This window comes from Pseudomonas sp. TUM22785 (assembly GCF_028198105.1).
In the GTDB taxonomy this organism is placed as follows: domain Bacteria; phylum Pseudomonadota; class Gammaproteobacteria; order Pseudomonadales; family Pseudomonadaceae; genus Metapseudomonas; species Metapseudomonas solani.
This window is the reverse complement of record NZ_CP116239.1, coordinates 3308427-3321294: the sequence shown is the minus strand read 5'-3', so window position 1 is coordinate 3321294 and position 12868 is coordinate 3308427. Positions and strand designations below refer to the sequence as shown.

Here is a 12868-nt window from a genome sequence, read left to right as displayed (position 1 = left end):
GCCCGCAACCCGGGCTCATGTCCCTTAGCGCCACGGCGCCCGGACCCTTCTCCGCGTCCTGCGGAACCCTCACAGCGTCCAGCCAAGGCCCGCTTCGTGCGTCGGCCCGGCCCTGGCTGTGTTCGCGGCCAGACGGCGACCCCGTACTCCGCGCTGTAACGACTATCCCGCAGCCTGGCAAAACCCGGCTGTCGATAACAGGCACACCCGCTGCCAGAACACGTGGATACCCTTGCGATGCCCAAAAACCTGAAGTTCAGCCACAAGATCCTCCTGGCAGCGTCCCTGGTGATGATCACCGCCTTCGCCTGCTTCGTGCTGTTCAACGATTACCGCCAGCGCCAGACCCTGCGCACCGACGTGCACAACTCCCTGCAGGACCTCGGCGCCCTCACCACCAGCAACATCAAGAACTGGCTCGAAGGCCGCATCCAGCTGCTCGAATCCCTCGGCCAGCAGGTCGCTGCCAATGGCACCGAGAAGGAACAACTGGCCCGCTCCATCGGCCTGCCGGTGTATGGCCAGCGCTTCCAGCTCAGCTACTTCGGCGGTGAAGACGGCCTGATGTTCTCGGTGCCGGCGGGCAATCGCCCGTCCGACTACGACCCGCGACAGCGTGGCTGGTACAAGGCTGCCAGCGCCGCCCAGGGCACCATCCTCACCGAGCCCTACATCGCCGCCTCCTCGGGCAAGCTGGTGATCACCATCGCCACCCCGGTGCGCGTCGATGGCCGCTTCGTCGGCGTCGCCGGTGCCGACATGGACCTGGACAGCATCACCCGCCTGATCAACTCGCTGAACTTCAAGGGCAATGGCCATGCCTTCCTGGTCAGCGCCCAGGGCAAGGTGCTGCTGCACCCGCAGAACCAGTACATCCTCAAAAACCTCAGCGACCTCTACCCCGGCGCCGCCCCGGTGATCCGCCCGGGCGTTTCCGAAATCGACGTGGACGGCCGCACCCAGTTCATCTCCTTCACCCCCATCGAGGGCGTGCCGTCCACCGACTGGTACATCGCCCTGGTGCTGGACCAGGACGCCGCCTTCTCCATGCTCGGCGAGTTCCGCACCTCGGCCGTCATCGCCACCCTCATCGCGGTGGTCGTGACCTTCTTCCTGCTGGGCATGCTGATCCGCGTGCTGATGCAGCCGCTGCTGGTGATGGGCCGCGCCATGGGTGATATCGCCGAGGGCGAAGGCGATTTGACCCGCCGCCTGGACGTGCACTCCCAGGACGAGTTCGGCGAGCTGGCCCAGGCCTTCAACCGCTTCGTGTCGCGTATCCACGCGTCGATCCGCGAGGTGTCCTCGGCCACCATCCAGGTCAACGAAGTGGCCAAGCTGGTGGTCAACGCCTCCAACTCCTCGATGCACAACTCCGACGAGCAGGCCCAGCGCACCAACAGCGTCGCCGCCGCGATCAACGAGCTGGGCGCCGCCGCCCAGGAAATCGCCCGCAACGCCGCCGATGCCTCGCACCAGGCCTCCGACGCCCGCGAGCTGGCCGAGGAAGGCAAGCAGGTGGTGGGCAAGACGCTGACCGCCATGCACGAGCTGTCCACCAAGATCAGCGCGTCCAGCAACCAGATCGAAACCCTGGCCGGCAAGACGGTGAACATCGGCCAGATCCTCGACGTGATCAAAGGCATCTCCGAGCAGACCAACCTGCTGGCGCTCAACGCCGCCATTGAAGCCGCCCGTGCCGGTGAAGCCGGTCGTGGATTCGCCGTAGTCGCCGACGAGGTGCGCAACCTGGCCCACCGTACCCAGGAGTCGGCGCAGGAAATCCACAAGATGATCGAAGAGCTGCAGGTCGGCTCCCGTGAAGCGGTGGGCACCATGACCGAGAGCCAGCGCTACAGCCAGCAGAGCGTGGAAATCGCCAACCTGGCCGGCGAGCGCCTCTCCAGCGTGACCCAGCGCATCGGCGAGATCGACGGCATGAACCAGTCCGTGGCCACCGCCACCGAGGAGCAAACCTCGGTGGTCGAAGCGCTGAACATGGACATCACCGAGATCAACACCCTCAACCAGGAAGGCGTGGAAAACCTCCAGGCCACCCTGCGCGCCTGCGCCGACCTGGAGCAACAGGCCGAACGCCTGAAGCACCTGGTAGGCAGCTTCCGCATCTGACGCAGACGACGGATGAACAACGGCCCCGCACATGCGGGGCCGTTTGCATTCAGGGGTAACCACGTCGGGTTGCACCCGACCTACATCCGACGCTCAACCTGTGGGAGCGAATTCATTCGCGATGGGAGTAGCCGGCAGTACCGTCGGTGCAGTCCTGCAACCTCGCCTGGTGGAGGTAAAAAACGACCTCCACATCCCGGGATGCGTCTGTGCTGACTGGGAGTGACGGTTCGGTAGGGTGGACGACGCTTCCCCCGTCCACCATTCGCAGCACGGCGCGGCACCGCTGGTGGAGGTAAAAAGCGACCTCCACGCCCGGCAAAGCTCCGTGGGGTGGGTGAAGCCCGCGCTTCCGGCAAGCGTGTCGGGTTGCACCCGACCTACATCCAATGCCCAACCCCGACCGGCGCAGCTCCGTGGGGCGGGTGAAACCCGCGTGCCGCTACTCGTCCCCCATCACCCGGGGCGGCAGGCCGATCTGGCCACCATGGCGCTGGCCCCAGTCGTCGAGCACCTTGAGTGCGTCCACCAGCGAGGCGCCCAGGGGGGTGATGCGGTATTCCACCCGGGGCGGCACCTGCTGGTAGTCGCGGCGCAGCACCAGGCCTTCCAGCTCCAGCTCGCGCAGCTGCAGCACCAGCATTTTCTCGCTGATGCCGCCGATCTGCCGGCGCAGCTCGCCGAAGCGACGCGTCTGGTCGCCGAGGCTGTAGAGGATCTGCGCCTTCCATTTGCCGCCGATCACCTTCATGACGGCATCCAGGCCCGGATTGCCGTGTTTCTCGTAACTGCTCATAGGCTCAGCATCCTGCTGTCGAGGCCGTTTACTGCGCTGCGGGCATCAAGCGCGCCCGAATGCGGCACTGGGTGGGTGTCTGAGGACATCTTCCGATTCCTCCGCAAGAGTCTTCTGAAATCCTTTCTATTGGGCACTCTGCGTCGAAGGCCCACCCTGACCTTGATCAAGTCGCACGCACAAAAACACCGGTACTTACATTTCGGGTGGTAGGCGGGTGAAACCTGCGTAGTTGATCGGCCCCGCCGTCAGGTTGCACCCGACCTACGGCTTAGCAGACGTGCGGCGGCGCCCGCCTGTGAACAGGCTTCACCCCGCCAGCCGCTCCGCGAGGAAGTCGACGAACACCCGCACCTTCTGCTGCAGGTGGCGGTTGCTGGCGTAGAGGGCGTAGATGCTGCGCCGGGCCAGCTGTTGGTGCAGCAGCACCTGTTGCAGCTGGCCGCTGGCCAGGAGCGGCGCGGCGATGAAGGACGGCAGCGCACCGATGCCGGCACCGGCCACCAGCAGGTCGCCGAGCATCAGGCTGTTGTCCACCGAGAGCCGCGTGCGCAGCTCGACGCCGCGCCCCTTGGGGCCGTCCAGGCGCCAGCCGCCGGGGCTGTCGGCCAGGCGGTAGGCGAGGCAGTCGTGGCTGCAGAGGTCTTCGAGCCGCTGCGGCGTGCCGCGCGCGGCGAGGTAGCCCGGGGAGGCGCAGATCACCTGCTCCACCTCCCCCAGGCGCCGGGCGATCAACGTGGAGTCAGCCAGGCTGGAGCGGATGCGCAAGGAAACGTCGAAGCCTTCGGAGACCGGGTCCAGCAGGTGGTCGTCGAGGGTCAGCTCCACGTTCAGTTGCGGGTAGAGCGCCATGAACTCCGCCAGCAGCGGCGACAGCACCTTGAGGCTGAACGACAGCGGCGCATTCACCCGCAGGCGCCCGCTGACCTCGCCCGCACCCTGGGCGGTGGCGCTTTCCAGGGCCTCCAGCTCGTCCAGCAGGCGGCAGCATTCGGCGAAGTAGGCACGCCCGGTGTCGGTGAGGCTCATGCGCCGCGTGGTGCGCAGCAGCAACAGGTTGCCCAGGCGCGCCTCGAGTTGGCGCACCTGCTTGCTCACCGCCGCGGTGGACTGGCCCAGGTCGAGGGCGGCCTTGCTGAAGCCGTCGAGCTCGACGACGCGGCGGAAGGTGCGCATGGCAACGAGCAGGTCCATATTTTCCCTCTGGTTGAATGTCTTTCAGCGGATGCGCAGATTATCTCGCCAGACTCAACAAATACCATCGCGGCACTCATCACCACCCAGGAGTTCCGCCATGCACCTGCCCCGCCCCCTTTCCCGCCTCGCTGCCCTGCCCCTGCTGCTGGCCCTGGCCCAGGGTGCCCTCGCCGCCGAGGAAGTCGGCAAGAGCCCCTGGGGCGAAAAGGACGAGATCGGCCGCCTCAACCTGATCACCCCCGAATCCCGCGCCGCCATCCTCGGCCGCCTCGCCGGCGGCAAGGCTTATGACCTGGCCGTGGAGTACTTCATCGGCATGCCCAGCTGGCAGGCCGCCGGCGACCCGCCCTACCAGATGTGGATGACCCACACGCCCCACGGCAATCTGCTGGCCGACCCGATGGACGTGGGCGAGGCGATGAACCGCCACGTCAGCTACACCGGTTCGGCAGTGTCCATGTACGCCCACATGGGCACCCATATCGACGCGCTCAACCACTTCGGCCTGGAGGGCAAGATCTGGAACGGCTATGCCGCCGCCGACCACCTGGGCGACCGGGGCTGGAACGTGACCGGCGCCGAGAAGCTGCCCCCCATCGTCGCCCGTGGCGTGCTGATCGACGTGCCCGCCGCCAAGGGCGTGGAGATGCTGCCGGACAGCTACCGCGTCACCCGCCTGGACCTGCGCCAGGCCCTGAACAAGCAGGGCGTGCACCTGGAGAAAGGCGATGTGGTGCTGATCCGCACCGGGCGCATGCGCGACTACGAGAACGCCCAGCGCTACATGACCAACCCGCCGGGCCTGAGCCTGGACGCGGCGAAGTTCCTCATCGAGGAAGGCGGCGCCATGGTGGTGGGCGCGGACAACCTGAGCTTCGAGACCTTCCCCACCGAGGTGCCGGAGAACTACATCCCGGTGCACACCTACCTGCTGGCCCAGCAGGGCGCACCCATCATGGAGCTGGTGGACCTGGAAGGCCTCTCGCGGGACAAGGTCTACGAGTTCGCCTTCGTCGGCGCCTCGCTGAAGTTCCGCGGTGCCGATGCCGCGCCGATCCGCCCGGTGGCGCTGCCGATCAACTGAGGCTCTCGGCGAGCTTCCCGGGCTGAAGCCCGGGCTACGAAGAAGGAGACGGCGGTTTCACAGCGAGCAAGAGGCTGTGTCACTATCGCGCCTCCTTCGCGGCGCCCCTCGTGGGCGCCGTCGCTCCGTCGGTACAAGGAACCTCGCGCGTGGAAACCTCGGTCTTTCTGGTGGTAATGGCGGCGGCCGCCCTGCATGCGGGCTGGAACGCGCTGCTGAAGATCGGCCTCGACCGCCTGCTCACCGCCACCCTGATCCAGATGGCCGCCGGCCTGGTCTCCCTCTGTGCCCTGCCCTTCGTGGCCTTCCCGGTGGCCGCCGCCTGGCCCTGGATCATCCTCTCCGCCGTGCTGCACATCGGCTACAACCACTTCCTCGCCCGCGCCTATCAGTACGGCGACCTCGGGCAGGTCTACCCCATCTCCCGGGGCAGCTCGCCGCTGATGGTGGCGCTGCTGTCCCTGGCCTTCCTCCACGACGGGCTCGGCCACGCCGAACTGGCCGGCCTGCTGACCCTGGTCACCGGCATCTGGCTGATGGCCTGGCGCGGCGGGCGTGCCGGGGGCGGGATCAATCGCTCGATGCTGTTCTGCTCGCTGATGACCGCAGCCTTCATCGCCGGCTACACCCTCTCCGACGCGGTGGGCGCACGCAGCAACGGCGATGCGCTGTCCTACGCCGCCTGGCTGTTCGCGGTGAATGGCTGGGTGATGGCCGGGGTGATCGCGGTGCAGCGCGGGCCGCGCGTATTCCTGCAACTGGGCCCGTACTGGAAGAGCGGCCTGGCGGGCGGCGCCATGTCGCTGCTGGCCTACAGCATCGTCATCTGGGCGATGACCCAGGCGCCGGTGGCGCTGGTCTCTGCCTTGCGCGAGACCAGCGTGGTGTTCGCGTTGCTGATCGGCTGGCTGTTCCTCAAGGAGCCCATGAAGCCGATCCGCTTGCTGGCGTGCGCGGTGATCGCCCTCGGCGTGGTGGTGATGAAGCTGGGCTGAGCCCCTCAGGCGAGGGGCTTGACCCGGTAGCTGTGACGCAGGCTGCGCCCCAGGACGGGGTCGTGCAGCTCGACGCTGAAGCCTTCCCCCGGCAGCGGCTCGCCAATGAAAGGCAAGGTGCCGCAGAACATTGCCGTGCCGGCCGGCAGGCTGGCATCGCCGGTGCGCCGGGCGATGAGCTCGCGGGGGTCCAGCAGCGTCGCCACCAGCCCGGTCTGGGACAGCTCGTCCCGCCCCTCCACATGGCGCCAGCAGCGCAGCAGCAACTGGTCCCAATGCCCCGCCACCTCGTGGAAGCGCCACAGCTCGCGCCCCACCGGCTTGAGGCAGAGCTGGCGGGAGACGGCTACGTCGTAGCCCTCCACGCGGCGGTCCGCATGGTCGGAGCCGATGCCGACGTAGAGCGCGGTGCCGGTGGAGAACAGCACGCACTCCACCTCGGCGGAAGAGTCGTTGCCCGGCACCTGGAAGTCCTCATCGGTGCTCAGCAGGTCGGCAGACAGCTCGAAGAAGCGGGGCAACTCCTGCGGCGGCGGTGCACTCAGGGTACGGGCCTGGGCGCTGGCCTGGTCGGCATCGCGCCCGGTCCAGCCGGCGACCACCAGGCTGCGCACGTCGAACGCGAGGGACTCCCCACCGGCCACGGTGAAGTGCAGTGTCATGGCTAACTCCTGTCGATTGCGGTGATGCGGTGTTTCCCGCGCGGGGTGATGCCGAATCGTCAGGGGGTGCGATCCAGCCGGGCGGGAAGCGATGAAGCTCAGATGCTAGGGGGCGGGACGTTGCGGGCACAGAGGGCGAAGTCCGTAACCCTTGAAGGATGGCACCACCACAGGTGTGGACGGAGCCTTATGGCAGCAGCGGGAGGGACAGGGCCCGGCGACGCGGGCCCTGGAGGTAGCTCAGCTCAACCGCAGCTGACGCCCTTGATCAGGTTGGTGTCGTCGGTGTCGATGTTGAGGCGGCGGGAGTTGTATTCCAGGGTCATCACGCTGCCCGGCTTGAGTACGCGCACGTCGCTGGCACCGGCGGCGTTCTTGGCCTGCTCCACCAGTTCGGGGTGGCGGCCTTGCCGATCAGCGAGCGCACCGGGCCGGACGAGCAGCGGCCGTCTTCCGAAGGAGCGGCGGCCGGCAGGCTCTCGGTGGCAGCGGCGGCAGGTTTCTCCGCCGGCGCATCGGTGGAGCTGCAGCCGGCCAGCAGAGCGCCTACGAGCGCCAGGCCAAGGGTGATGGAAGTGCGAGACATACTGCGATCCTCATACAAAGTGAAAACGAAGCTGAAATCGGTGGCTGGGAAGGCCCGGGCCGCGTGCATGGGACACGCACCGCCGGCTCGCCGTTCCCGACGCAGGCGCGCATTGTAGCGCGGCTCCGGCCCGCTGCCCGTTGCGCTGCACGGTGAAATCCTTGCGGCATGTCACTGCGCCGGCCTTATGCAGGCTTAGCACATCCGTGGCGGGGTACGGGTCTCAGCCGAGCAGCGCGATGTTGTCGTCGATGCGCGCCTGGATCGTGCGCACCGTGTCACGGGTGATGCCCTGAGGGAACTGGCCCTCGGCGCAGGCGGTAAAACCACTGGCCACGTCGCAGATCCGCGCGATGACATCGGCGGCGTCCCGCGCCGAGAGGTCCGCCTCGTCCACGGCGAGCTTGAGCAGGTGCTGGCGGGTGATGCGCAGCGCTTCGCCCATCACATCCATCTGGTGGTAGCCGCCCGGCCCTTCGCAGAAGGTCACGTCGTAGGCCGGGGCCAGGGTCCACTGGCCGCTGGAAGCCATGCGGTAGGCGAAGTTCTTCGGGTGGTCGTCGCGGTTGTTGAACACCACGTTGAACACCATCCGCTCGAAGGCGCGCGCCTTCTCCCGCACGTCGTTGCAGCAGAACTGGGTCGCCCGCAGGAAGCTGGTGTAATCCAATGCGCCGGCTGCGCGGAAGTCCGCCCCGGTGAAGGCGGCCAGACTCTGCATGGGGACGCGCATGCCCTGCTGCCGGTCGAATCGTCGGCTGGCGAACGCAGCCCGCCCATTGGGTAGCTCGAAGTATTCGGTGTCCGGGGTGTCGATCGCGCATTCGCGCAGGCAGTGTGCGTAGACCGCCTCGGTGGCGCACACCTCGGGGTGTTCCCAGGCCGCCGGGAACTTGATCAGCCAGGCATCCAGGCCAGGCGCCGCCGCCGTGCTGAAGCGGCCGGACGCAGGGTCGCGATAGAGCAGGACCTTGGGCCGTGCGCCGTGCGGCGAGCCGCCCATGAGCATCAGTTGCTGCAGGAACTCCCCGCCCTCGCCGTCGAGCACCTCCTGGACCTCCGCCGCCAACTGCTCGAGGGGAATCTCTTCAGCGGGCAGCGGCGGTTCTGCTGCCGCCGGTTCGAACGACATCGCCCCCATGGCATGCGCGCCTATGTAGGTCAGGCGCTCCAGGGGGCCGACATGGGCGGGGTTGAGCCCACGCCGCTTGAACAGGCGGTCCATCAGCAACATGCCCCAACCATCGGGCAACGAGTCGTAGACCGGCCCCGGCAGCGACAGCTGGTGATCGGGAAAATCCCTGCGCAGCCGTGGCCCTTTCAGGGGCAGGCGCAGGGACGACAGCTCGAGCCCCGAGTCCAGCGCCTCTTCGCTGTACTCGAAGGCAATCAACGGGCGGCCGGTGAGCGCGGTCGAGGAAACCAGCGAACCCCAGCGCCAATGCGCGCCCCAGCCGTCGTAGTAGACGTCGACCCGCTTAGACATCGCCGGCTTTCCTTTTCACCCGCTGACGCTGGGCGCCTTGTTCATAGCGGAGGATGTCATCCAGGCTTTCCAGTTGCGGCATGAACAACAGCTCCAGCTCCTCGAGACGCCCCAGGACCATGGCCACGCGAACCACGCTGTCGAACGCGACGCTGCGCCCGGCCTCCAGGTTGGACAGGGTGCCAACGCCGATACCGGCACGGGCGGCCACCTCGGCCTGGGTCATCCCCTGGATCAGGCGCTCCTGGCGCAGACGCACGCAGAGCAGTTCGACCACTTCCGCCGGCTTTACCAGACCTAAATTCATCATATCGAGTGTTAAACCCAGAAATCGCCTTTAATACGCATAATTATAGAGTTATATGAAAATTCAGAAAGCCCTATAACTTCATAAAAACACGTCTTATTGAAGAATGGCGCCAATAATCTTCGAAATACTGAATTTAGCAGTTAGCGCCTAGCGCATGCGGGGCGAGCACAGCGTGTGGCGGCCTGCCGCTCGGCCCTGGGTAACCAGCACGCCCTCCCATGCAAGGGCCTAGCCGTGCCGCGTCTTGCGGATGAACACCACCACCAGCAACGCCGCCAGCAGCTCCAGCCCGGCCACCCCATAGAGCCCGCCGGCCAATGCGCCGGTGCGGTCCTTCACCCAGCCGATGAGGTAGGGCGCGGCAAAACCGGCGAGGTTGCCGACCGAGTTGATCACGGCGATGCCGCCGGCCGCCGCGGTGCCGGTGAGGAACAGCGTGGGCAGCGACCAGAACACCGGGAAGGCGGCGAGGATGCCCACCGCCGCCAGGGTCAGCGCCAGCATCGCCGCGACGCCGTGGCCCATGAGTGCGGCGCAGGCCGCCAGCCCGACACCGGCCAGGGCGGCGGCACCGGCGCAGTGCAGGCGCCGTTCGCCGCTGCGGTCGGAATGGATGCCGTTGAGCACCATCGCCACCGTGCCCACGGCGAAGGGCAAGGCGGCCAGCAGGCCGATATCCAGGCTGCCCTGCACGCCCAGGTCGCGGATCAGTGTCGGCACCCAGAAGGCGATGGTGGCGTTGCCGCTCACCAGGCAGAAGTAGATGGCCGCGCACAGCCACACGTGGGGGTTGCAGAAGGCGTCGCGCAGGCTCGAAGCCTTGCCCGGCGCGGCGGCGTCCGCGGCCACCTCGGCGCTCACCAGGGCGCGCTGCGCGGCGCTCAGCCAGCGCACGTCCGCCGGGCGCTCGGGCAGGTAGCGCAACACCAGCAGGCCGGCGAGCACCGAGGGCACGCCTTCGACGATGAACAGCCATTGCCAGCCGGCCAGCCCGCCGACATCGGCCATGCCCGTCATGATCAACCCCGCCAGCGGCCCGCCTACCACCCCGGCCAGGGCGAAGCTGGTCATGAACAGGCCATTGACCCGGGCGCGCCGCGCGGTGGGGAACCAGTAGGTGAGGTAAAGCACCACGCCGGGGAAGAAGCCCGCCTCGAACACCCCGAGCAGGAAGCGCAGCACATAGAACTGCATCGGCGTGGTCACCAGGAACAGGGCGGTGGAGATCAGCCCCCAGCAGATGGTGATGCGCGCCAGGGTGCGCCGCGCGCCGATACGCTCCAGCAGCAGGTTGCTCGGCACCTCGAAGAGGAAATAGCCGATGAAGAAGATGCCCGCGCCCAGGCCGTAGACGGCTTCGCTGAAGCCCAGGTCGTCGAGCATGTGCAGCTTGGCGAAGCCGACGTTGACCCGGTCCAGCCAGGCGAGAATGAAAAGCAGCACCAGGAAGGGCACCAGGCGCCAGGTGATGCTGCGGTAGGCCCGCTCGCGCAGGCGCGAACGGGCCGGATCGGAAATGGACATGCGATCGCTCCCGGGGCGGCCAGGCCGCCCACAGAGGTGAAGGGTCAGCCCAGGCAGCGCTCCACCGCGGCCCCCAGTTGCAGGATGTTGGCGTCCTGCCCGCCGAGCCCGCACAGGCTCAGGGCGATGCCGGGGCGTTCCGGCAATGGGATGGACAGCGCGCAGCCGTCGAGGAAGTTGATGACGGCGGGGTTGGCCAGCACCCGCGCATTGATGCGCTGGAAGGCGTCGTCATCGGTGATCTCCGCCAGGCGCGGCGGCGCGATGGAAACCGTGGGCATCAGCCAGGCATCCGCGCCCAGCAGCACCTCCGCCGCGCGGGCCTTCAGCTCGGCGCGCTCCAGCAGCAGCTCCAGGTAGTCGCAGGCGCTCTGCCGGCTACCGCGCTCGATACGCACCGCCACGCGCGGGTCGTAACGGGCGCTTTCGGCCAGCAGGCGCTCGCGGTGCCAATGCCAGGACTCGGCCGCCGCGAAGCCGCCACCGGCGTTGATCTCCGGCAGGCGCAGCAGCTCGGGGAAGCGGAATTCGACTATCTCCGCGCCCTGCTCCGCCAGGCGCGCGATGGCCCAGTCGAAGGCCTGTGCCACCTCCGGCGCGAGGTCTTCCAAAACGTAGTCGGGGGTGACGAAGAAGCGCTGCCCCTGCAGCGGCAGGCCGGCATCGCGCCAGGGCTGGGCGCCGGTCAGCAGCGCGTCCACCTGGGCGCAGCAGGCCACCGTGGGCGCCAGCGGGCCGATGGAGTCCAGGCTCTGCGACAGGGGCACCATGCCCTCGCTAGGCACCCGTCGCGCCGTGGGCTTGAAGCCGGTGATGCCGCAGAAGGCCGCCGGGATGCGCACCGAGCCGCCGGTATCGGTGCCCAGCGCCACCACCGACATGCCCAGCGCCACGCTGACGGCGGCACCGGAGCTGGAGCCCCCGGCGATCAGCCCCTCGCCCACGGGTGACAGGGGCGTGCCGAAGTGCGGGTTGAGGCCAAGGCCGGAATAGGCGAACTCGGTCATGTTGGTGCGGCCGAGCAGCACGGCGCCGGCCTCGCGCAGGCGCGCCACGGCGGGCGCATCCACCGTGGCCGGGGCCTGCCACTCCAGCACCCGAGAACCGGCGCGGGTCACCTGGCCGGCGATGTCGAACAGGTCCTTGATCGACACCGGCAGGCCATCCAGCGGCGACACCCGCCGCCCCAGGGCCAGGCGCTGGTCGGCGAACGCGGCGGCAGCGCGGGCGCCCTCCTCGTCCAGTTCCATGAAGGCATGGCCGCCGCCTGCGAAGTGCTCCTGGGCGCGCGTCAGCATGGCTTCGGTCAGCTCGCAGCTGCTGGTGCGCCCGTTGGACAGGCGCGCGGACCATTCCGCCAGGGTGACGAGGCCGTTCATGCCTCCACCTCCAGTACTTCCACTGTGTAGCGGTGGCTGAGGGTGCGCTCCAGCACCGGGTCGTGCAGTTCGACGCAGAAGGCCTCGCCCGGGGCGATGGGCAGCAGCGCCTCGAGGGTGCCGCAGAACATCACGCTGCCCTGGGGCAGGGTCATGCCGCCGTTGCGCCGCTCGATCAGGTCCAGCGGGTCGAGCATGCTGCCGGCTTCGCCCTCCTGGTACAGCTCGCGCTGGCCTTCGCGCTCGCGCCAGCAGCGCATCACCAGGCTGTCCCAATGCCCGGCCACTTCGTCGAAGGACCACAGCTGGCGGCTCACCGGCTTGGCGCAGAGCTGCTTGGACAGGGTGATGTCCAGCGCCTCCACCTGGCGGTCGGTGTGGTCGGAACCGACGCCGACGTAGAGGCCGTCCCAGGCGGCGATCAGCACGCATTCCACCTCACCGGTGGAATGGTCGCGGGGCAGCTGAATGCTCTCGGCGGTGGTCAGCAGCGAAGCCGCCACCTGGTAGAAGCACGGCACCTCGGTGGGTGGGCGGATGCCCAGCGTCTCCAGCTCGGCGATGTGCCGGTCGACGGCCACCCGGTTGCGCCCGGTCCAGCCGGCGATCACCAGTTCCCGGGGTTCGAAGGCGAGGCGACGCTCGCCCGCGACGATGAAATCCAGTGCCATGGTCATTCTCCTTGCGTGCATGAAAAGGTGCCGGGGCCCGTTGCCCCG

The 12868-nt window shown here is 67.9% G+C and carries 12 protein-coding genes and 1 pseudogene; 4 read left to right on the top strand and 9 right to left on the bottom strand.

What is annotated here, in order from left to right; genetic code table 11:
- Positions 1-237: 237 nt before the first annotated feature.
- A pseudogene (locus PI990_RS31595) lies at positions 238-1224 on the top strand (cache domain-containing protein); the annotation flags it as partial.
- Between the two features lie 141 nt (positions 1225-1365).
- On the top strand, positions 1366-2130 hold the full coding sequence (locus PI990_RS31590) for a methyl-accepting chemotaxis protein (protein WP_371877155.1): 765 nt from the start codon (positions 1366-1368) through the stop codon (positions 2128-2130).
- A 442-nt stretch (positions 2131-2572) separates the two neighbouring features.
- Here PI990_RS31590 and PI990_RS15160 read toward each other — a convergent pair whose 3' ends face one another.
- Together PI990_RS15160 and PI990_RS15155 are read right to left on the bottom strand one after the other, a co-directional pair.
- Positions 2573-2926: a winged helix-turn-helix transcriptional regulator gene (locus tag PI990_RS15160; RefSeq protein WP_043245394.1), complete on the bottom strand. Its 354-nt coding sequence runs from the start codon at positions 2924-2926 to the stop codon at positions 2573-2575.
- Positions 2927-3235: 309 nt separating this feature from the next.
- Complete coding sequence (locus tag PI990_RS15155; protein ID WP_271661157.1) at positions 3236-4120, bottom strand: LysR family transcriptional regulator; 885 nt, start codon at positions 4118-4120, stop codon at positions 3236-3238.
- 100 nt (positions 4121-4220) lie between these two features.
- Between PI990_RS15155 and PI990_RS15150 the strand changes: the two genes are divergently transcribed.
- Positions 4221-5207, top strand: a complete 987-nt coding sequence (locus PI990_RS15150; RefSeq protein ID WP_271661156.1) for a cyclase family protein — start codon at positions 4221-4223, stop codon at positions 5205-5207.
- Positions 5208-5356: 149 nt separating this feature from the next.
- Complete coding sequence (locus tag PI990_RS15145; protein ID WP_271661155.1) at positions 5357-6202, top strand: EamA family transporter; 846 nt, start codon at positions 5357-5359, stop codon at positions 6200-6202.
- A gap of 5 nt (positions 6203-6207) precedes the next feature.
- Here the strand turns inward: PI990_RS15145 and PI990_RS15140 are convergent, their stop codons facing one another.
- The 7 genes from PI990_RS15140 to PI990_RS15110 form a co-directional block, all read right to left on the bottom strand.
- Positions 6208-6864 carry a DUF2848 family protein gene (locus PI990_RS15140; RefSeq protein ID WP_021217264.1) on the bottom strand — a complete coding sequence of 219 codons (657 nt, stop codon included), beginning with the start codon at positions 6862-6864 and terminating at the stop codon, positions 6208-6210.
- 245 nt (positions 6865-7109) lie between these two features.
- Positions 7110-7253: an I78 family peptidase inhibitor gene (locus tag PI990_RS31450; protein WP_333945559.1), complete on the bottom strand. Its 144-nt coding sequence runs from the start codon at positions 7251-7253 to the stop codon at positions 7110-7112.
- A 420-nt stretch (positions 7254-7673) separates the two neighbouring features.
- Positions 7674-8936 (bottom strand): type II toxin-antitoxin system HipA family toxin, encoded by a 1263-nt coding sequence (locus tag PI990_RS15130; protein ID WP_271661154.1) that lies wholly within the window; start codon positions 8934-8936, stop codon positions 7674-7676.
- Positions 8929-9246 (bottom strand): helix-turn-helix domain-containing protein, encoded by a 318-nt coding sequence (locus PI990_RS15125; RefSeq protein WP_265168507.1) that lies wholly within the window; start codon positions 9244-9246, stop codon positions 8929-8931. The genes PI990_RS15130 and PI990_RS15125 overlap by 8 nt, the downstream gene beginning before the upstream one ends.
- 228 nt (positions 9247-9474) lie before the next feature.
- Entirely contained in the window at positions 9475-10770 is a 1296-nt protein-coding gene (locus tag PI990_RS15120; protein ID WP_184489040.1) for an MFS transporter, read from the bottom strand.
- A 44-nt stretch (positions 10771-10814) separates the two neighbouring features.
- Positions 10815-12149, bottom strand: a complete 1335-nt coding sequence (locus tag PI990_RS15115; RefSeq protein WP_271661153.1) for an amidase — start codon at positions 12147-12149, stop codon at positions 10815-10817.
- Positions 12146-12820 (bottom strand): DUF2848 domain-containing protein, encoded by a 675-nt coding sequence (locus PI990_RS15110; protein ID WP_263404447.1) that lies wholly within the window; start codon positions 12818-12820, stop codon positions 12146-12148. The genes PI990_RS15115 and PI990_RS15110 overlap by 4 nt, the downstream gene beginning before the upstream one ends.
- Positions 12821-12868 lie beyond the last annotated feature (48 nt).